Source organism: Micromonospora sp. WMMD956, assembly GCF_029626125.1.
In the GTDB taxonomy this organism is placed as follows: Bacteria; Actinomycetota; Actinomycetes; order Mycobacteriales; family Micromonosporaceae; genus Micromonospora; species Micromonospora carbonacea.
This window is the reverse complement of the sequence record NZ_JARUBI010000005.1, coordinates 6141972-6162602: the sequence shown is the minus strand read 5'-3', so window position 1 is coordinate 6162602 and position 20631 is coordinate 6141972. Positions and strand designations below refer to the sequence as shown.

The window sequence follows — 20631 nt, the reverse complement described above, 5'->3', positions numbered from 1 at the left end:
GTGTCGGGGGTCCTCGGCAGACTGTCGGCCATGTCGCCCCGCTCCGTCGCCGACCTGGTCGCCCTGCACGAGTCCGACGCCCGCGTGCGCTACCTGCACTTCTGGGGGCACCGCCCCCGGCCGGACGGCACGGCCGGGGCGGGCTGCCTGAGCCAGTGGTGGCCCGCGCCGTTCACGGTGGACGGCCGGGTCTTCGCCACGGCCGAGCACTGGATGATGTGGCACAAGGCCACCCTGTTCGGCGACCACGACACGGCGGCGCGCGTCCTCACCGCCGGGCACCCGCAGCGGGCCAAGGCCCTCGGGCGCGCGGTCCGCGGTTTCGACGACGCCACCTGGGCGGCCCACCGGTACGACATCGTCGTGGCCGGCAGCGTCGCGAAGTTCGCCGCGCACGACGACCTGCGCGCGTTCCTGCTCGGCACCGGCGAGCGGGTGCTGGTCGAGGCGAGCCCCGTGGACCGGGTGTGGGGCATCGGCCTGGCCGCCGGCGACCCCGACGCGCAGGATCCGGCCCGCTGGCGCGGCGACAACCTGCTCGGCTTCGCCCTGATGGCCGCCCGCGCCGCCCTGCGCCCCTGACCCGCGCCACACCTGACCGGCGCTGCCCCGCGCCCCGACCCGCGCCGCCCTGACCGTCCCCGCCGCGGGCCGCCCCTGACCCGCCCCCGGCCCGCTCCCCGCCCGGCGTACCACCCGGGCCGGAGGCGCGTGGGCGAGGCGGTAACGTGCCGGGCGTGACCGGCGCACCGTACTCCCACTGTTCCTACTGCGGCGCGGGCTACCCGGCGGCGGCCGACTGGCCCCGGGTGTGCGCGGCCTGCGGCCAGACCGTGTGGCGCAACCCGACGCCCGTGGCGGTGGCGGTGCTGCCGGTGCGCACCGACGCCGGCCTCGGCGTGGTCGTGGTCCGCCGGGACATCGAGCCGGCGCGCGGGCTGCTCGCGCTGCCCGGCGGCTTCATCGAGTACGGCGAGGCGTGGCAGGAGGCCCTCGTGCGGGAGCTGCGCGAGGAGACGGGGCTGGTGGCGTCCGCCGACGACGCGCAGCTGTTCGCGGTGCACGGGGCGCCGGCCGGCGGCACGATGATGGTCTTCGGGACGCTGCCGGAGCAGGCGGCCGGGCTGCTGCCGGCGTCGACGCCGACGGATGAGGCCACCGAGTGGCTGGTGGTCACCGAGCCGGTGGAGCTGGCGTTCTCCACGCACACCCGGGTGCTGGCCGACTTCTTCGCCGCCCACCGGGCTGCCTGAGCGGGCGCTCCCCGACCCGGCGCGACCTGACCGAGGGGTGGGACGGCGACGTCGGCACACTACCCACATAACCTATCGGGTTAGTAGGCTGCTCTCGCCCGCCGGCCGCCCCGGCGTGCCCGCACCTGGAGCCGCCCACCACCCGACCCGGAGACCCGATGACCCGCTGGACCCCCGACCCGTCGTTCTACCCGTCGCCCCGGCAGGCGGCCCTGGCCCCCGCCGAGAAGCTGGCGTACGTCGCCGCGTTCGACCGCGCCGCCGAGCGGCCCGACGCCCTCGCCGTGCTCGACACCGACCCCGACTCCCCCGAGTACGGGCGGGTGGTCGGCTGGACCGACCTGCCGCACACCGGCGACGAGCTGCACCACTTCGGCTGGAACGCGTGCAGCAGCGCGCTCTGCCCCACCGCGCCGCACCCGCACGTCGAGCGCCGCTACCTGATCGTCCCCGGGCTGCGCTCGTCGCGGGTGCACGTGTACGACACCAAGCCCGACCCGCGCGCGCCGAAGCTGGTCAAGGTGATCGGGCCCGGGGAACTGGCCGAGCGGGCCGGGTACTCCCGCCCGCACACCGTGCACTGCGGGCCCGACGGCATCTACCTGTCCGCGCTCGGCGGGGCCGGCGACGCCGACGGCCCCGGCGGCATCGCGATCCTCGACCACACCACCTTCGACGTACGCGGGGCGTGGGAGGCCGACCGGGGCCCGCAGCACCTCGCGTACGACTTCTGGTGGCACCTCAACCACGACGTGCTGGTGACCAGCGAGTGGGGCACCCCGTCGATGATCGAGGACGGGATCGTCGGCGAACTGCTGCTCGGCCGCCGGTACGGGCACGCGATCCACTTCTGGGATCTGGCCAAACGGCGGCACGTGCAACGGGTCGACCTCGGCGACGCGTACCAGATGCCCCTGGAGCTGCGCCCGGCCCACGACCCGACGCAGACGTACGGCTTCGTCGGCGTGGTGATCAGCGTCGAGGACCTGTCGGCCTCGATCTGGCTGTGGCACCGCGACGGCGAGGATTGGGCCGTGACCAAGGTGATCGACATCCCCGCCGAGCCGGCCGACCCGGCGGACCTGCCCGACCTGCTCAAACCGTTCGGGGCCGTGCCGCCGCTGGTCACCGACATCGACCTGTCCGTGGACGACCGGTTCCTCTACGTCTCCTGCTGGGGCACCGGCGAGCTGCGCCAGTACGACGTCGGCGACCCGTTCCACCCGGTGCTGACCGGCTCGGTGCGCCTCGGCGGCATCGTGCGGCGCACCCCCCACCCCGGCTTCCCCGACGAGCCCCTGGCCGGCGGCCCGCAGATGGTGGAGATCAGCCGCGACGGCCGCCGGGTGTACGTGTCGAACTCGCTCTACGGCTCCTGGGACGACCAGTTCTATCCCGATGGGGTGGGCGCGTGGCTGGCCAAGCTGGACGTCGACACCGAGGCGGGCGGCCTCACCCCGGACGCCCGGTTCTTCCCACGCGGCGAGGAGTTCCGGGGGCTGCGGGTGCACCAGACCCGGTTGCAGGGCGGCGACGCGTCCTCCGACTCGTACTGCTTCCCGTGACCACGGCGACCTGGCTGACCCTGGCCGGGCTCGGCGCGTTCCACGGCTTGAATCCGGCGATGGGCTGGCTGTTCGCGGTGGCCCGCGGGTTGCAGGAGCGCAGCCGGCGGGTGCTGCTGGCGGCGCTGCCGCCGATCGCGCTCGGCCACCTCGCCTCCGTCGGTGTGGTGGCCGCTCTGGTCACGGCGACCCGGTCGGTCGCGGCGAGCACCGCCGTGGCGGTCACCGGCGGCGTGCTGCTGGTCGGGTTCGGGCTGTGGCGGCTGCTGTCGCGCCGGCACTTCCGCTGGGCCGGGATGCGGCTGTCGAACGCGCAGCTCGCCGGCTGGTCGTTCCTGATGTCGTCGGCGCACGGGGCGGGGCTGATGCTGCTGCCGGTGCTGCTCGCCGAGCCGGTCGCCGGTGGCGGGCACGCCGGGCACCTGACGGCGGCCCCGGCCGGGGCGCTGCCCGGGCTGGCCGCCGCCGGGGTGCACACGGTGGCGATGTTCGGCGTCGCGCTGGCCGCCGCCGTGGCCGTGTACGAGGTGCTCGGCGTCGGCGTGCTGCGCCGGGCGTGGTTCAACGTGGACCGGCTGTGGGCGGGGGTGCTGGTGGCCGCCGGGTTGGTGACCCTGGTCGCGGCGACCTGAGGGCGGCGCGGCGGTGCCCGTCGGCACGAACTCCTACTGATTCAATAGGAGTTCGTGCCGCCGTGCCGGAGGAGACCCGATGCCGCACTCCCTGTCGTACGACGAGGCCGACCACGACGCGCGGCGGGCCCGCCAGTGGCTCGCCGGGCAGGCCCGGGGCGAGGGGTTCGCCCGCCCGCGCCTGCTCGAACTCGGCACGGCGATGACCGCCCTCGCCGCGGCCGAGCGCGAGCCGGTCGCCGTCGCGCCCCGACCGGTCGGCGCCGACCCCGGCGCAGCCGGGCCCGGCTGCCGCCCCGCCGCGGACGCGGGCGGCGACCCGTCCGGCATCGTCAAGCCGCTGCCGCCGGGGCTGTTCGACCGGCACGACACCAACGCCGAGATGCGCTGGGAGGCGATGGCCGGGCAGGGGTACGTCGTGCCGACCGACCGGTTCTTCGTCCGCAACCACACCCGCACGCCCCGCATCGACGCCGGCACGTGGCGGCTGAGCCTGTTCGGCGACGGCCTGCGCGGCGCGCCCACCCGGGACCGGCCCGTCGAGTTCGGCTACGACGACCTGCGCCGGCTGCCCGCCGAACGGGTCACCGCGCTCGTCGAGTGCGCCGGCAACGGCCGCCGGTTCTTCGCCGGGCAGCAGGGCCGGCCGACGCCCGGGGTGGCGTGGGGGCTCGGCGGCGTGGGGGTGGCCCACTGGCGGGGCGTACGCCTGGCGGAGGTGTTGCGCCGGGCCGGGCTGACCGGCGCGGCCGTCGACGTGATGCCGGAGGGCCTGGACCCGGAGTACGTCACGGGCGGCGTGAACCTGGGCCGGGTCCGCCGCCCCCTGCCGGTCGGCAAGGCCCTCGACGACGTGCTGCTGGCGTACGAGATGAACGGCGAGCCGTTGCCGGCCGACCACGGCCACCCGGTGCGCGTGGTGGTGCCCGGCTGGATCGGCGTCTCCTCGATCAAGTGGGTCGGCCCGGTCGAGGTCTCCGCCACCGCCCTGTTCTCGCCGTGGAACACGCAGCTCTACCGCATGTTCGGCCCCGGCTACCCGGCCGGCGGCGCGACGCTGGGCGCGCAGTCGGTGAAGAGCGCCTTCGAGCTGCCCTGGGACGCGCGCGTGCCGGCCGGCGCGGAGGTGCTGCTGCGCGGCCGGTCCTGGTCGGGGGCGGGCCCGATCCGGTCGGTGCAGGTGCACACCGGCGACGGCGGCTGGCGACCGGCCGAACTGGTCGACGCCGACGCGGGCGGCCCGTGGCAGCGCTGGACGGCACGCTGGCGGCCGACGGGACCCGGCCCGGTGACGCTGCGCGCGCGGGCCACCGACGCCACCGGCGTCGGCCAGCCGGCGCGGGCCCGGCACAACGACCTCGGGTACCTCTTCGACGGCGTCGTCCGGCACCCGGTGACGGTCTGCTGACGCCACCATGCCGGTGGCCGGCCGGCCCCGGTGCCGGCGGTCGATGCGCGGCGCCTTCGTGGCAGCGGTCAGGGCGGCGGGGCGACGGCCTCGGTGTCGGCTACGTAGCCGCTGGCCTGGAGGCGGAACAGCTCCTGGTAGAGGCCGTCGGCGGCGACCAGCTCGTCGTGGGTGCCCTGTTGCACGAGCCGGCCCCGTTCCATCACGAAGATCTGGTCGGCGTGCCGGACGTTGGCCAGCCGGTGGGTGATCAGCACGACCGCCCGGTCCGGCCGCCGCCGCAGGTGCTGGAACAGGGCGTGCTCCGCGCGGGCGTCGAGCGCCGCCGACGGCTCGTCGCAGATCAGCAGCGGGGCGTCCCGGTAGAGGCCACGGGCGGCGACGAGGCGCTGCCACTGGCCGCCGGAGAGGTCGTGGCCGTCCTTGAACTCACGGTCGAGCAGCGTGTCGTACCCGAAGGGCAGGCCGACGATCATCTCGTGCGCGGCGGCGGCCCGGGCGGCGTCCTCCATGGTGGGACCCCGCTGCCCGGCGGCCCGGTCGTGCCGGCCCACCCGGATGTTCTGCCCGGCGGTGAACGGGAACTTCCACCAGTCCTGGGTGAGCACGGCGACCTGCGCGCCGGCCTGGCGCGGATCGAGCTGGGTCGTGTCGACCCCGTCCCAGTGGATCGTGCCGCCGGTGGGCCGGTACAGGCCGGCGATCAGCTTCGCCAGGGTCGTCTTGCCGGAGCCGTTCTCGCCGACGAGCGCGACCACCTGCCCCCGGCGTACGGTCAGGCTGACCTCGTCCACCGCCGGGCGGTCGGTGTCCGGGTACCGCAGGCTCACCCGGTCCAGCGTGATGACGTCGAACCCGTCGGTCGGCCGGTCGCCCCCGGCGGCGGTCCGGCTGACCGCGCGGTCCAGGAAGTCCCGGTAGTCCTGGTAGTAGAGGGCGTCCTCGTAGAGCGAGTTGGTGGCGAACACGGCGACGCCGAGGCTGGACCGGGCGGACTGGAGGGCGATCAGCGCCGTCGCGGCGGCGGCGAGGGCCACCATGCCGGCCAGCAGCAGGCCGGCGAGCACGGCGTACACGCCGAAGGTGGCCAGGCCGGCGGTGGTGGTGCCGAGCACCCTGGTCCGGGTCTGCGCGCGGACCAGGCGCAGGTGGGCCCGCGTCTCGGTGGCCATCATCTTGCGGTATTCGCCGAGCAGGAAGTCGCGCATCTGGTACGCCCGGATCTCGGCGGCGGTGTGCCGGTTGGCCATCAGGTTGGCCAGCATCCACATCCGGCGACGCCGGTTGATCCGGGCCAGCATCTCCAGGTACTGCCGGCGGGCCATCTTCACGGCCGTCGCGGCCTCGGGCACGGCCGCCAGCAGCAGGCAGGGCAGCAGCAGCGGCTGGATCACGGTGACCGCCGCGGCGGTGGCGAGCACCCCGACCACTCCGGTGATCAGGTTGACGGTGTGGTCGACGATGAACGCCGCCTCTGTCACCCCGCGGTCGCGGGCCCGGTCCATCTCCTCGGCGAACCCGGCGTCGTCGAACGCGGCGAGGTCGACGGCCGTGGTCGCCTCGAACAGCCGTAGCTCGACCTGGTAGTTGATCTGTGGTGTGAGGCGGGCCTGCGCCCAGCCGGCCGCGATGGTCAGCGCCCCCTTGGCCGTCACGGCCGCCGCCGCCAGGGCCAGGGCCGGCAGCGCCGCCCGGATCCGGTCGGGCGTCGGGCCCGCCGCGAACAGCTCGCGCAGCACGCCGGTGGTGGCCAGCAGGCCGAGGGTGGTCATCACCCCGGCGGCCACGTTGAGCCCGATGGAGGCGGCCGTGTCCCGGCGGCTGGTCGCCCAGGCCAGGGCGACCGCCTCGCGGACCAGCCGGGGCAGCCGGCGGGCGACCGCCCAGAAGGTGGTGTGGGCGAACTCGGTCGCGTGGTGCATCCACGCGCGGTCCTCCAACTCGGGCAGCACCGACGCGTCGCCGTCGTCGGCCGCGCCTCTCGGCGACCCGGCACCGCCCGACGCCGCGCTGGCGGAGCTGGTGGCCTCGGCGGGGCTGATGGCCTCGGCGGGGCTGGCGGCCTCGGCGGAGCTGGTGGCCTCGGCGGGGCTGATGGACTCGGCGGGGCTGGCGGCGTCGGGCGACCGGCGTTGGCGGACGGCTCTCTTCACGGGCCCCTCCAGGCAGGCGCGGGCCGCGACCGGCGGCACACCGACAACCATCGAGGAGCCTACTGTGCGCGACGACCCGAAGTCAGCGCGTCATCGGCGTGTCGAACACGTGTCGCAACCGAGCCGGGCGCGGCCCGGCGCGGGGCGGCTGCGCGCCGCCCCGCGCCGGTGAGAAGGGAACCCTGCTATACCGCAGGCGTTAACAAGGGGCCCTTCCTTGCACCTCAGCTGGCGGTGAGGGTGACGTCGTCGACGACGAAGCTCGTCTGCAACGACGCGTCCTCCACGCCGGTGAACGTCAGGGTGACGGTCTGCCCGGCGTAGGCGGCGACGTCGAAGGTGCGCTGGGCGTAGCCGGTGGCCTTGTTCAGGTTCGAGTACGTCGCCAGGGTGGTGCCGCCGACGGCGACGGTGAGCTTGTCGTACTGCCTGGTCGAGGTGGTCTCGGCGGTGTCGATGTGCAGCCAGAACGACAGCGTGTAGCTGGCGCAGCCGGCCGGGACGGCCAGCGACTGCGACAGCGTCTGCGTGCGGCTGGCGCCGTAGCCGCCTAGCCACGCCTTGTACGAGCCGGCGTGCGCGGCCTGGCTGGCCGAGTTGGTGATCACGCCCGACGAGGCGGTCCAGACGGTGGCGCCGCTCTCGAAGCCGGAGTTGCCGACCAGCTGGCCGCCGGCGCAGCCGCCCGTGCCGGTCACGGTGACGCTGTAGGTGGCCGTGCGGGTCGCCGAACCGGTGCCGGTGACCGTGACGGTGTAGGTGCCGGTGGCGGCCGACGCGGAGGCGGCGATCGTCATGGTGGACGAGCCGCCGGAGGTCACCGACGACGGGCTGAACGAGACGGTCACCCCGCTGGGCGCGCCGCTGGCGGACAGGGCGACGGTCTGGGCGCTGCCGGAGGTGGTGGCGGTGGAGACCGTGGCGGTGGTGGACGCGCCCCGGGCGACGCTGCCGGCCGTCGGGCTCACCGCGACGGAGAAGTCGTTGGTCGGGGTGCCGCCGCCGACGGCCTGGTCCCAGATCGCGTACGCGACGCCGTCGGCGCTGCGGTTGAGGCCGGTGGCGTTGATGTTGCTGGTGGTGTCGCAGGACCGGTGGTAGCAGGGGTCGTAGGAGGCGTTGGCGGTGCCGCCCCACTTGGCGGCCTGGGCGCTGGTCTTGCGGGCGCTGGCCCCCATCGCGTAGCCGGAGGTGGGGATGCCGCCCTGCTGGAAGGAGTAGTCGTCGGAGCGGCCCTGGCCCTCGACGTTCTCCTCCGGCGACAGGCCGAGGGAGTCCCAGTACGCCTTCAGCGGCGCGGCCGTGGTCGAGGTGACCCGGTTGATGAAGTAGCCGCCGTTGGTCGAGGCCACCATGTCGAAGTTGTAGTACCCCTTGATGTAGCCCTTCTGCGCGGTGCTGAGCGAGTTGACGTAGAACTTGGAGCCCTGCAGGCCCTGCTCCTCGCCGTTCCACCAGGCGAACCGGACCCGCTTGGTCAGGCTCGGGTTCTGCTGGGCCAGCACGAGGGCGTTCTCCAGCAGCACGGACGAGCCGGAGGCGTTGTCGTTGATGCCGGGGCCGGCGGTGACGCCGTCGAGGTGCGCGCCGAACATGATGACCTGGTCGGCGGGGGCGCCGCCCGGCCACTCGGCGATCACGTTGTTGCCCGGGTAGGTGCAGTTGGTGCAGTTCTGCTCGGTGACCGTGTAGCCGACGGCCTGGAGCTTGCTCTTGACGTAGTTGACCGACGCCGTGTAGCCGGCGGAGCCGGAGCGGCGGTTGCCGCCGTTGCTGGTGGCGATGCTCTGGAACTGGCTCAGGTGGGCCTGGACGTTCGTCACGGAGATGTCCGGCGCGGCCAGCGCCGCGACGGCGGGCGCGGGGGCGGGGGCGGCCGGAGCCTGGGCGGCGGCGGCCGGCAGGGTCGCCGTCGACGTGGTCAACGCGAGGGCGGCGGCGAAGGCCAGGCCCGCGGTCACTGTGCTGCGTCTCATGGGTGCTCCTCGGTGCAGGTAGGGGGTGTCGTGCACCTGGGCGTGACCGGACCCCGCTCGCGAGGGTGGGGCGAGCGGGGTCCGGCGGCGTGGCGAGGGGGCGCCGCGACGTTCGTTCCAGGGAAGGAAACACTTACACGCGTCGATTCAGCGGTCAATATCCATCATTGGTCATACCGGTGAGCTGATCACCCCAGGTCGGGGCGGGCACCGGCGGCGTCAGCGCGTGGCGGCGGCGGCCGCCCGGCCCGCCTGCCGGCCCGAGAAGAGGCAGCCGCCGAGGAAGGTGCCCTCCAGCGAGTTGTAGCCGTGCATGCCCCCGCCGCCGAAGCCGGCCACCTCGCCGGCCGCGTACACGCCGGGCAACGGCTGCCCGTCGGGGCGCAGCACCCGCCCGTCCAGGTCGGTGTGCAGGCCGCCGAGGGTCTTGCGGGTCAGGATGTTGAGCCGCACCGCGATGAGCGGCCCCGCCGCCGGGTCCAGCAGCCGGTGCGGCGGGGCCACCCGGATCAGCCGGTCCCCCCGGTACGCCCGCGCGCCCCGGATCGCCGTGACCTGGGCGTCCTTGCCGAACGGGTGGGCGATCGCGCGGTCGCGGGCCTCGACGGTCCGCCGCACCTGGGCGGCGTCCAGGGTCGGGCCGCCGTCGGGGGCGACGAGGTCGTTCATCCCGGCCACCAGGGCCTCCAGGGTGTCGGCGACGACGAAGTCCGCGCCCCGCTCCAGGAACGCCGCCACCGGGGCCGGGGTGCCGGCGCGGGCCCGCTCGATCACCTGCCGGACGCTACGGTTGGTCAGGTCCGGGTTCTGCTCGGAGCCGGAGAGGGCGAACTCCTTGGCGACGATCCTCCTGGTAAGCACGAACCAGCTGTGGTCGTGGCCGGTGGCGCGCAGGTGGCGCAGCGTGGCGAGGGTGTCGAAGCCGGGGAACAGCGGCGCGGGCAGCCGCCTGCCGGTGGCGTCCAGCCACAGCGACGACGGCCCGGGCAGAATCCGGATGCCGTGCTGCGGCCAGATCGGGTCCCAGTTGCGCAGCCCCTCGACGTAGTGCCACATCCGGTCCGGGTTGATCACCTGCCCGCCGGCGGCCTCGGTGATGCCGAGCATCCGCCCGTCGACGTGGGCGGGCACGCCGGAGACCATCCGCTTCGGCGGGTCGCCGAGCCGCGCCGGCCAGGCCGCCCGCACCAGGTCGTGATCGCCGCCGATGCCGCCCGAGGTGACGACCACGGCCTGCGCCGCGTAGGCGAACTCGCCCACCTCGACCCGGGAGCTGGACGCCCCGCGTGGGACGTCGCTGGGCTCCAGCACCGCCCCGCGTACGCCGGTGACCGCCCCGCCGGTGGTGACCAGGCCGTCGACCCGGTGCCGGAAGCGCAGCCGCACCCGGCCGGCGTCCACCGCGGCGGCCAGCCGGCGGGCGAACGGCTCGACCACGCCGGGGCCGGTGCCCCAGGTGACGTGGAACCGGGGCACCGAGTTGCCGTGCCCGTCCGCCGCGCCGCCGCCCCGCTCGGCCCAGCCGACGACGGGGAAGAACCGGTGCCCCATGGACCGCAGCCAGGAGCGCTTCTCCCCGGCGGCGAAGTGCACGTACGCCTCGGCCCACCGGCGCGGCCAGTGGTCCTCCGGACGGTCGAACGCCGCGCTGCCCAGCCAGTCCTGCCAGGCCAGCTCCACCGAGTCGCGCACCCCCATGCGCCGCTGCTCGGGCGAGTCGACCAGGAACAACCCGCCGAACGACCACCACGCCTGGCCGCCGAGGTTCTGCTCAGGCTCCTGGTCGAGCAGCAGCACCGTCCGGCCCGCGTCGGCGGCCTCGGTGGCGGCGACCAGACCGGCCAGGCCGGCCCCGACGACGATCACATCCGCATCCATGCCGGAACCCTACGGACCCGGCGGCGCTGCCCGCCATGTAGGCGGCACGAGCAGGGCCGCGAGCGCGTCGGCGGTCGCCGGGTGCGCGGTGAGCAGCCCTGCGGCCTCGACGGCGACCGCCGAACCGGTGCCGCCCGACCCGATGCCGCCCGGACCGGAGACGGCCGGACCGGTTCCGGCCGAGCCGAGGGCCCAGTCGCCGGCGCAGCCGAGCAGGTCCGCCACGGCGTCGCAGGTCGCCGGGTGGCCCGCCAGCAGATCGGCCACCGGGCCGGCCACGGCGGCCACCGGCTGCGCCGCCGACCCCGGTCCCCGGGTCGGCACCGCCCCGCCGGCCGGCCGGTGCGTCCACGGGGGCGCCCAGGCGTCCAGGGCGGGCAGGGCCGCCGGGAACGTGCGGCCGGCCTCGCGGACCAGGGTCGGCACCAGCTCGCCGGCCTGCGCGCGCAGCGTGGTGATCAACGTCGGCAGCCAGGGCAGCAGCACCGGGTCGGGCAGCCGGGCGAACGCGGTGGACATCACCTCCACCACGAACGGCGTCAGCCCGGGCACCGGCTCCAGGGCCTGCACGAACCCGCTGAGGTACTGGGGGAAGGCCGGCACCACCAGCGGGTTGGCCAGCAGTTCGGTGCTGCGGGCGCGCAGCTGCGCCAGCGGCAGCAGGCCGAGGTGGTGCTGGGCGGCCCAGTGCAGCGCCACCCGGGCCGGCGCCTCCGGCCGGGACTGGCGCACGGCCAGTTCGAGCTGCGTACGGTCGCAGCCGAGGGACAGCGCGAGGCTCTCCATGCCGAACAGGAAGCCGAGCATCGCGCCCACCTGCCGCACCCCGGTCTCGGCGTCGACGAACGCGCTGGGCAGCAGGGTGCAGTAGTGGGCGTACCCGGTGGTGACGAATGCGGCGCACCAGGGCGGCAGGGTCGGCTCGGTGGCCCGGTAGTGGGCCAGCAGCCGGCGGATGCGGCGCAGCACCTCGGGGGCCTCGTCGACGGTGCGCTCGGCCGCGAGCAGCTCCACCGCCCGGGCGCCCAGCTCGTCGACGAGCCGGCGGCCGTCGAGCAGCAGGAGCGCGTCCTCGACGGCTTCGAGGGCGACGGCGGCGGTGGCCCGGGGCCCCCACGCCCGGCGGCGCAGCCGCTGTTCGAGCACCTGCTCGATGGTGACGCCCTCGTAGCCCAGCTCGATCAGGGCGCGCTGGTGGCGGCCGAGGGCCAGGTCCCAGCTCTCCTGCGTCGACCGTTCCCCGAGCCGGCGCTCCCCCATGATCGGACGGACGGCGTCGTGGGGCAGCAGGTGCCGCAGCCGCCACAGCAGGTCCGAGCAGCCGGCCACGGCCGGGTCGGCGGTCAGGTCCAGCAGGGCCCGCTGGATGGTGCGCTTGTCCAGGTCGAGCCCGAGCGGGGCGAGCCGGTCGAGCACGTCGCGGGCCAGCGGCGGCAGGGCGTCGTAGCCGACCTGGCCGATCCGGTCGCCGCCGAGCAGGATCTCGCAGAGCCGGCGCACGTCGCGCCGGCCCGGGACCACGTCCTTCTCGATGCAGGTCACGGCCGCGTCGGCGAAGTCGTACGGGGTGGGGCGGGCCCGGTTGCGCAGCCCGGCGAGCAGGATCGACGTCTCGAACACGGCGATCGCGTCGGCGGTGCTGGCCAGGTACCCGTTGCGGCGGGCCAGCCGGACGATGTCCACGCACCAGCCACGCAGCTCCGCCTCGTCGAGGTCGTCGAGGACCGGGGGCCGGGCCAGGAAGTCCGACAGCCGGTCGGTGACCCGCCCGTCGGCGGCCTCGGCCGGGGCGGCCCGGCGGGCCCGGCCCTTCGTCGGCCTGCCGCCGGCCTGCCCGGCCAGCCGGAACGGGGCCACCCCCGAGCGGGACACCGCCTTGGCCCAGGTGGCCGCCGCGACGGAGACCGAGCCGGGCGCCAGCCCGAACTGCGCCTCGATGGCGGAGTGGCTGGACGGGATCAGCCCGTACAGCCAGCGGGTGGCGGTGCGCGGGCTGATCTCGTACGGCGCGGCGTCGGGCCCGGTGCCGAACTGTTCGACGGGGCTCGCGGCGTGGAACGCGCCGCAGACGTAGAGGCAGTCGGCCGGGTCGACACCGGAGGCGGCGAGGTGCTGCCGCATCCGGGTCCACATGTAGCGCTCGCGTTCGACGTCGCGGTCGAGGCGGTCGGCGTCGGCCGGGCGCAGCCGCCGGAACAGGCTGCCGATGAGGACCATCACCTGCCGGTACGTCTCGTGGTCGGCGGCGACGAGGGGCTGCTCGACGTACTGGTCCCACCACTCCGACCAGTGCCGGACCTTGCCGTGGTGCAGCAGGTAGGACTCCAGCTCGGCGAAGCGGGGCCGCAGGTCGCCGATCTCCACGCCGACGGCGTCGCCGTGCAGCGCGGCCTCCTCCTCGGCCGCCGCCGGTGCGTCGGAGGAGGACGGGGCCGGGCCCTCGGCCGGGTCGCGGGGCGCCCACTGGAAGACGTGGTCGACCGAGCGGTCCACCAGCACCAGCTCCACGCCGGGGGTCTCCAGCGCGTACGCGATGGCCTGGTATTCCGCCGACGCCTCGGTGATCGGGGCGACGACGCTGAGCGGGGCCCACTCGGCGGGGAACCCGTCGAGTTTCGACGCGAACGCCTGCACGGCCACGGGCAGGCGGCAGTTGCGCAGCTCCCCCAGCAGGGGTTGCAGGTCCTCGCACAGCTCCAGGTAGACGACCTTCGGTCGCTTGGCGCGCAGCCGGCGCGCCATGGCCAGGGCGGAGGCCGGCGAGTGGTGGCAGACCGGGAAGATCTCCAGCCGCTCGCCGAGTGCCCGGTCGACGTCGTCAATCATCCCGGTGAGGATCTCGGCGAGCGCGCCGGGGCTGCCGGCGAAGGCCGCGGCGGCGTCGGTGAGCTGGTCGCGCAGCGCGCCGAACGCGCCGGGGCCACCGGAGTGCGGGACCGGGACACCGGAGGGCGGCAGGGGAACGCCGGAGGACAGGGCGGGGACGCCGGCGGGCGGGGTGGGGGCCGGCGCGACGACGGCGGGCGGGTGCACCCCGGGGCCCGCGCCCGGCGGGGTGGTCGTCGGGCCGGTCACGACAGGGTGGCGATCGTCTGGCGGCCGCCGTCGAGGAAGCCCTCCCACGGGCCGCCGTCGGCCTTGGCCCGGGGCTCCACCACGCCGTGCAGGTATTTGTTGAGGATCGCCAGGTCCTCCGGGGTGCGCCGGGCCAGCGAGCCGACCAGCGAGCCGGCGAGGGTCTCGGCGCGCAGGACGCGGTCGCCGAAGAACTGGCTGTGCAGGATGGCGTCCTCCAGGACGCCGATCTGCTCGGCGGTGGACAGCGCCGACTCCAGCTTCTCGTCGTCGCTCGTGGCCGACGCGGCGGCGGCCCGCAGGTCGGCGAAGCTCTGCAACAGGATGTCCAGCAGGGTGGGCGGGACGTCCAGCTCGATGCGGTGCCGGCGCAGCAGCTCCTCGGTGCGGAACCGGACGATCTCCGCCTCGCTGCGCTTGTTGGTCACCACGGGGATGCGGACGAAGTTGAACCGCCGCTTCAGCGCCGAGGAGAGGTCGTTGACGCCCCGGTCGCGGCTGTTGGCGGTGGCGATGATCGAGAAGCCGGGCCTGGCGAAGACGATGTTGTCGGCGTCCAGCTCGGGGATAGCGACGTACTTCTCGGACAGGATGGAGATCAGGGCGTCCTGCACGTCGCTGGTGGAGCGGGTCAGCTCCTCGAAGCGGCCGATGACGCCCTGCTCCATCGCGGTCATGATGGGCGACGGGATCATCGACTCGCGGGACTGCCCCCGGGCGATGACCATCGAAACGTTCCACGAGTATTTGATGTGGTCCTCGGTGGTGCCGGCGGTGCCCTGCACCACGAGGGTGGAGTTGCCGCAGATCGCGGCGGCGAGCAGCTCGGCGAGCCAGCTCTTGCCGGTGCCCGGGTCGCCGATGAGCAGCAGGCCCCGGTCGGAGGCGAGGGTGACGATCGCGCGTTCGACGAAGCTGCGGTCGCCGAACCACTTCTGGGCGACCTCCCGGTCGAGCCCGTCGGCCCGCTCGGAGCCGAGGACGAACAGCCGCACCATCCGGGGGCTCAGCCGCCACGAGAACGGCTTCGGGTCGGTGTCGACCGACTCCAGAAAGGCAAGCTCCTCGGCGAACGTGACCTCGGCGGGGGCGCGCAACATCTCGGACATGTCAGGGGTCTCCTAGGTGAGGAAGTTCTTCAGCTCGAAGACGAGCTTGCGGATGTGGCCGGAGACGACCGGGGTGCCCAGGTCCTTGAAGCGCTGCCGGAACCAGGGGTTGACGATCTGGCTGCCGGAGCTGTTGACCGAGCCGACGGGGATGAACTTCACCCCGGAGCGGTGCACCGCCTCGATGCCGTCGAACAGCGGCTGGGAGCGGTCGAACTCGTAGAAGTCGGAGATCCAGACCAGCACCGTGTTGCGCGGCTCGGTGATCTTCGGCCGGGCCATGGCCATCGCCACCGGGCCGTCGTTGCCGCCGCCGAGCTTGGTGCGCAGCAGCACCTCGAACGGGTCGTGCACCCACGGGGTCAGGTCCAGCGCCCGGGTGTCGTACGCGATGAGGTGCACGTCGACCTTGGGCAGGCCGGCGAAGATGGACGCCAGGATCGTGCAGTTGACCATCGAGTCGACCATCGAACCGGACTGGTCGACGACCACGATCAGCCGGGCCGGGGTGGTGCGCCGGGCGGTCTGCCGGTAGAAGAGCCGGTCGACGTAGAGGCGCTGGTCCTCCGGGCTCCAGTTGGTGAGGTTCTTCCAGATCGTGCGGTCCAGGTCGAGGTTGCGGAACACCCGCTTCGGCGGCACCGACCGGTCGATCGCGCCGACGCTGGTCTGCTCGACCTGGGTGCGCAGCACCTCGGCGACCTCGTCGACGTAGCGGCGGATGAGCGCCTTGGCGTTGGCCAGCGCCACCCCGGACAGGTTCGACTTGTCGCGCAGCAGCTGCTCGATCAGCGACATGCTCGGGGTGAGCTTCGCGGCCAGCTTCGGGTCGGCGAGGACCTCGCGCAGGTGCATCCGGCGCACCAGGTCGCCCTCCAGCCCGGCGAGCACCCCGCCGAGGCCGCCGTTCGGCCCGTCGCCGGCCTGCCGGCGCAGCTCGCCGGGCTCGCAGCCCAGGGCCCGCTCGAACCAGCCGGCGTCGGACTGCCACCGGGCGAGCTGGGTGGCGCTGACGCTGCCGCCGCCGGTGCCGAACACGTTGAGCAGCAACTTCGACACCAGCGCGGCCCGGCGCACCTCCGCGCCGCCGGCCGGCGCGGCCGGCCCGTCGCCCGCCGGGGCCACGTCGCCCGGGGACCGGGCCGGCCCGCCGCCCGCCGACGGCGCAGTCGCCGCCGTTGGCTCGGTCGCCGGCAGCTCGGTGGCAGACGGCTCGGTGCCCGGCGGCTCGGTGGCAGACGGCTCGGTCGCCGGCAGCTCGGTGGCCGCAGGCTGCTCGGTGGCCGCAGGCTGCTCGGCCTCGGGCGGGGTGAGCAGGCCGGTCAGCTCCCCGGCCAGGTCGGGGAAGCGCTGCACGACGGTGTCGACGGAGACCGCCGGGTCCAGCAGCGCGGCCGGCAGGCCGAGGTCGTCGACGACGGCGACACTCGCCGCCTCCAGCGCCGGCTGCTCCTCGGGGTCGAACAGCCGGGCCAGCAGCCGCCAGTAGAGCACCTGCCGGCGGTTGGCATCGGCGTTCACGGGCGTGCCCGGCGGGGTGGCTGCGGGCGGGCCCTGCGGGGTGTCGGGGGTCGCGGTCATCGGCGCAGCAGCCGTCCCGCGCGTTCCCGCAGCACGGCGACGGAGTCGCCGGCCTTCGCCTCGGCCTTGGCGACCTTCGCGTCGGTGGGGCCCTGCGCCCAGTCGCCGGTGTGCGCGACGACGGTGGCCCGCTTGACGGTGCTCTGCACGGCCAGCGGCTGCACCGTCCACCGGCCGGCGTCCCAGCGCAGCAGGCCCAGGCAGGCCGTCGAGGCGGCAACCAGGGCGGGGGTGAGCGGGCCGCAGGTCGGCAGCCGGTCGACGTCGACCGCGACGCTCACCCCGTCGACGGTGAACCGGACGTCGTCGCCGGTGGCGTCGACCGCGTAGCCCTCCAGCAGCACCGGCTCGGCGACGGCCACGGGGTGCCGGTCCAGCGGCGGCGTCGGCGCGGCCGCCGCGGCGGGCAGCAGCACCCGGGCGGTGGCGAACGGGTCGGCCGGCTCACCGACCCGGGCCTGCCCGTCGCGCCACCACAGGTCGCCGCCGGTCAGCGGCAGGTCGGTCACCTCCAGGGCGCGGCGGCCGGCCAGCGCGGCCAGCAGGACCGGGTGGTCGGCGAGCAGCCGCCACAGCGCCGGGCCGACGATCGTGTCGACCTTCGTCGCGGCGACGGCGGTGCGGACCAGCCGCGGCGGGGCCCCGCCGGACGGTTCGAGGACGGCGTGCACCTGCGCCTGGACGGCGGTGGCGTGCTCGTGCACGTCGACGCCGAGCACCAGCAGCCGGCCGGAGACGCGCTCGGTGGCGGCCGGGTCGGCCACCCGGGCGTCGTCCTGGGCGAGCAGCACGGCGCGGGCCCACAGGTCGGCCCACCGCCGGGCCGGCACCGCCGGCATGGTGGCCACCGGGCAGGACGCGGCCAGCTCGCCGGCCAGGCCGTCGAGGAGCACGGCGAGCCGGCGCAGCGGCGCGACGGCGAGACTCGCCTCGATCGGCCGGGCCCCGGCCGCCGCCAGGTCGTGACCGACCCCGCGCCAGCCGGTGATGGCCAGCTCGGTCAGCCAGGACCGGGCGGCGGGCAACGGGACGGCGGCCCCGGCCGGCAACGGCCCGGCCGGCGGGGCGGGCAGCGCGGCGCGCTCCCGGCCGAGCGCGGCGTCGGCGGCGGCGAGCAGGGCGTCGTGGGCCGCGCCGAGCAGGGCGGTGCGCGCCCCGGCCAGGGCAGCGAGGTGCTCGTCGGCGGGCGCGCCGGCGGTGACCTGCGCTACCGCCTCGGCGACCCGGCCGCCCAGCGGGGTGACGGCCAGGGCGGCGGCGAGGTCGCCGAGCGCGGCGAGCTGCGCTTCGCCCGGGCGGGCCAGGCCGGTGACCAGGGCGTCGTCGAGGCCGGCGACCACGTCGAGGGCCGCGTCGACGCCGGCCGGCGCGCCGGCCAGCGCGCTGAGCTGGGCCCCCCGCATCAGCGGCCCGCCCCGGTCGCCGGGAACCAGTGCAGCTCGGGCAGCGGCCCGTCGGCCGCCGGCAGCTCCAGGTAGGCCAGGTGGCGCAGGAACCGGCTGAACACGACCGCCGCCGGGGTGGGCTCGTGGTGGCCGTGCAGCGCCCGGAGCAGGTCGCCGCCGGTCTGCGCCCCGTCGGGGACGTCAACGCGCAGGTAGCGCCCGACGCGGGCGACGCCGTATTGCAGGACGGCCTCGTCGAGCAGCGCGTGCAGGTGCTTGCAGGGCGCGCCGCGCAGGCCGCCGCAGGGCCGGTTGTTGTTGGTGGAGCAGTGGTAGGCGTGGCTGCCGGCGGCGACCGAGGAGACGTAGACCCGCTCGATGTCGGAACCGCTGGACACCACGCCCTGCAACCGGCCGTCCGCCAGCTCGACGAAGGGGACCTTCGCCAGCTTGCGGGGGCGCGCCGCGGGCAGCACCGGCGCGAGGCTGCGCCGCTCCCACGGTGCGTGCTGCGTCTGGGGCACTGCGACCTCCGACCCGGGCGCCCGCGGGCGCGCCGATCTGGAGCACCGGCGGCGGGCCGGCGCACGACGACAGGGGGATCGGCGGGGCACGGTGGCCCACCGGAACGGGCCCCACGGCGCCCGTCCTGGGAAAGATCATGCCCCCGGGGTACGACAGGTTCGCCGCCGGGTCGGACGCGCGGGCGGCGGTGCGCGCGCCGGGGGTGCGCCACGTCCCGGCTGGTGGCAGTCTGGCCCGGGCGGCCGGGCACACGCAGTACGGTTACGGCCGCGCAACGGTTGTGAGCAGGTGCGGGAGGAGAGCCGTAATGGCCGAGGAGATCACCACCACCGACGAGTGGCGGGCGCTGGCGGCGCACGCGGAGAAGCTGCGGGACGCGCACCTGCGCGACCTGTTCGCCGCCGACCCGGACCGCGGTGAGCGGCTGGCCGGCGAGCTGGCGGACCTGCACGTCGACTACAGCAAGAACCTGGTCACCGACGAGACGCTGGCCCTGCTCGCCGCCCTGGCGGGGCGGGCCCGGCTGACCGACCGGATCGCGGCCATGTTCGCCGGGGCGCACATCAACACCACGGAGGACCGGGCGGTGCTGCACACCGCGCTGCGCGCCCCGGCGGGCGCGGCGCTGACCGTGGACGGCCGCGACGTGGTGGCCGACGTGCACGCGGTGCTGGACCGGATGGCGACGTTCGCCGACCGGGTCCGCTCCGGCGAGTGGGTCGGGCACACCGGCGAGCGCATCCGCACGGTGGTCAACATCGGCATCGGCGGCTCCGACCTGGGGCCGGTGATGGCGTACGAGGCGCTGCGGGCGTACCGGGACGCGGGGATCTCCTGCCGGTTCGTCTCCAACATCGACCCGACGGACATCGCCGAGGCGACGGCCGACCTGGACCCGGCGAGCACCCTGTTCGTGGTGGTGTCGAAGACGTTCTCCACCCAGGAGACGCTGGCCAACGCGCGGCAGGCCCGCGACTGGCTGCTCGCCGGCCTGGGCGGCGACGCCTCGGCGGTGGCCCGGCACTTCGTCGCGGTGAGCACCAACGAGCAGCGGGTGCGCGACTTCGGCATCGACCCGGCGAACATGTTCGGCTTCTGGGACTGGGTGGGCGGGCGCTACTCGCTGCCCTCGGCCGTCGGGCTGTCGGTGATGCTGGCGGTCGGGCCGGCGCGGTTCCGGGAGCTGCTGGCCGGCTACCACGCCGTCGACGAGCACTTCCGCACCACGCCGGTGGAGCGCAACGTGCCGGCGCTGCTCGGGCTGCTCAACGTCTGGTACACCAACTTCCTGGGCGCGCAGACCCACGCGGTGCTGCCGTACTCGCAGTACCTGCACCGGTTCCCGGCGTACCTGCAGCAGCTCACGATGGAGAGCAACGGCAAGTCGGTGACGCTGGACGGCACCCGCGTGTCGTACGACACCGGGGAGATCTTCTGGGGCGAGCCCGGCACCAACGGTCAGCACGCCTTCTACCAGCTCATCCACCAGGGCACCCGGCTGGTGCCGGCGGACTTCATCGGGTTCAGCCGGCCCCGGCACGACCTGGGCGACATGCACGACCTGTTCATGTCGAACTTCTTCGCGCAGACCGCGGCGCTGGCGTTCGGGCGCACCCGGGAGCAGGTGGAGGCCGAGGGCACCCCGGCGGAGCTGGCGGAGCACAAGGTGATGCCGGGCAACCACCCGACCACCTCGATCGTCGCCGCCGAGCTGACCCCGGCCGTGCTCGGCCAGCTCATCGCGCTCTACGAGCACATCGTGTTCACTGAGGGCGCGATCTGGGACATCAACCCGTTCGACCAGTGGGGGGTGGAGCTGGGCAAGGTGATGGCCAACCAGCTCGCGCCGCTGCTCACCGGCGACGAGGCCGACCTGTCCGGCCTGGACTCGTCGACCCGCGCCCTGATCGCCCGCTACCGGGCGCAGCGGCACGCCACCGACTGACCGGTCCGCGGTTCTCCGGAACCGGCCGACGCCCCCGCGGCGTCGGCCGGTTCTTTCTTTCGAGGCGGCACGGGTCGCCGGTGACTTTTGTCACCGCGGGCCGTGCGCCCCGCATCCATGGTCATGACTAACTGCACTGGGGGCGG

The 20631-nt window shown here is 75.0% G+C and carries 14 protein-coding genes; 6 read left to right on the top strand and 8 right to left on the bottom strand.

The annotated features are described in order from the left end of the window. The first annotated feature begins 30 nt into the window (after positions 1-30). From O7628_RS26885 to O7628_RS26865, 5 genes are all read left to right on the top strand, one after another. Positions 31-582: an NADAR family protein gene (locus O7628_RS26885; protein ID WP_278134776.1), complete on the top strand. Its 552-nt coding sequence runs from the start codon at positions 31-33 to the stop codon at positions 580-582. Between the two features lie 155 nt (positions 583-737). Continuing rightward, the gene (locus tag O7628_RS26880) at positions 738-1253 is read left to right on the top strand and encodes an NUDIX domain-containing protein (RefSeq protein ID WP_278134774.1); all 516 of its coding nucleotides are present in this window, start codon (positions 738-740) and stop codon (positions 1251-1253) included. Positions 1254-1411: 158 nt separating this feature from the next. Further along, on the top strand, positions 1412-2818 hold the full coding sequence (locus O7628_RS26875; RefSeq protein WP_278134773.1) for a selenium-binding protein SBP56-related protein: 1407 nt from the start codon (positions 1412-1414) through the stop codon (positions 2816-2818). After that, the gene (locus O7628_RS26870) at positions 2815-3450 is read left to right on the top strand and encodes a hypothetical protein (protein WP_278134772.1); all 636 of its coding nucleotides are present in this window, start codon (positions 2815-2817) and stop codon (positions 3448-3450) included. The genes O7628_RS26875 and O7628_RS26870 overlap by 4 nt, the downstream gene beginning before the upstream one ends. A gap of 79 nt (positions 3451-3529) precedes the next feature. Further along, complete coding sequence (locus tag O7628_RS26865; protein WP_278134770.1) at positions 3530-4858, top strand: molybdopterin-dependent oxidoreductase; 1329 nt, start codon at positions 3530-3532, stop codon at positions 4856-4858. Positions 4859-4926: 68 nt separating this feature from the next. Here O7628_RS26865 and O7628_RS26860 read toward each other — a convergent pair whose 3' ends face one another. The 8 genes from O7628_RS26860 to O7628_RS26825 all read right to left on the bottom strand — a co-directional run bounded on the left by O7628_RS26860 (position 4927) and on the right by O7628_RS26825 (position 18539). Next, positions 4927-6780 carry an ABC transporter ATP-binding protein gene (locus O7628_RS26860; protein WP_278136417.1) on the bottom strand — a complete coding sequence of 618 codons (1854 nt, stop codon included), beginning with the start codon at positions 6778-6780 and terminating at the stop codon, positions 4927-4929. 455 nt (positions 6781-7235) lie between these two features. Further along, positions 7236-8987, bottom strand: coding sequence for a M28 family peptidase (locus O7628_RS26855; protein WP_278134768.1), 1752 nt, complete (start codon positions 8985-8987; stop codon positions 7236-7238). Between the two features lie 219 nt (positions 8988-9206). After that, positions 9207-10865, bottom strand: a complete 1659-nt coding sequence (locus O7628_RS26850; RefSeq protein WP_278134766.1) for an FAD-binding dehydrogenase — start codon at positions 10863-10865, stop codon at positions 9207-9209. Between the two features lie 9 nt (positions 10866-10874). Further along, positions 10875-13823, bottom strand: a complete 2949-nt coding sequence (locus O7628_RS26845) for a DUF5682 family protein (RefSeq protein ID WP_278136416.1) — start codon at positions 13821-13823, stop codon at positions 10875-10877. Positions 13824-13936: 113 nt separating this feature from the next. Next, a complete protein-coding gene (locus tag O7628_RS26840; protein ID WP_278134764.1) occupies positions 13937-15049 on the bottom strand; it encodes an AAA family ATPase in 1113 nt (370 codons plus the stop codon). Positions 15050-15061: 12 nt separating this feature from the next. After that, positions 15062-16405: a VWA domain-containing protein gene (locus O7628_RS26835; protein WP_347405246.1), complete on the bottom strand. Its 1344-nt coding sequence runs from the start codon at positions 16403-16405 to the stop codon at positions 15062-15064. A gap of 221 nt (positions 16406-16626) precedes the next feature. Continuing rightward, a complete protein-coding gene (locus O7628_RS26830; protein WP_278134761.1) occupies positions 16627-18033 on the bottom strand; it encodes a hypothetical protein in 1407 nt (468 codons plus the stop codon). Beyond that, complete coding sequence (locus O7628_RS26825; RefSeq protein ID WP_278134759.1) at positions 18033-18539, bottom strand: hypothetical protein; 507 nt, start codon at positions 18537-18539, stop codon at positions 18033-18035. Before O7628_RS26825 ends, O7628_RS26830 begins: the two co-directional genes overlap by 1 nt. A 308-nt stretch (positions 18540-18847) precedes the next feature. Here O7628_RS26825 and pgi point away from each other — a divergent pair, with 308 nt between their 5' ends. Beyond that, a complete protein-coding gene (gene pgi, locus O7628_RS26820) occupies positions 18848-20485 on the top strand; it encodes a glucose-6-phosphate isomerase (RefSeq protein ID WP_278134758.1) in 1638 nt (545 codons plus the stop codon). The last annotated feature ends 146 nt before the right edge of the window (positions 20486-20631 follow it).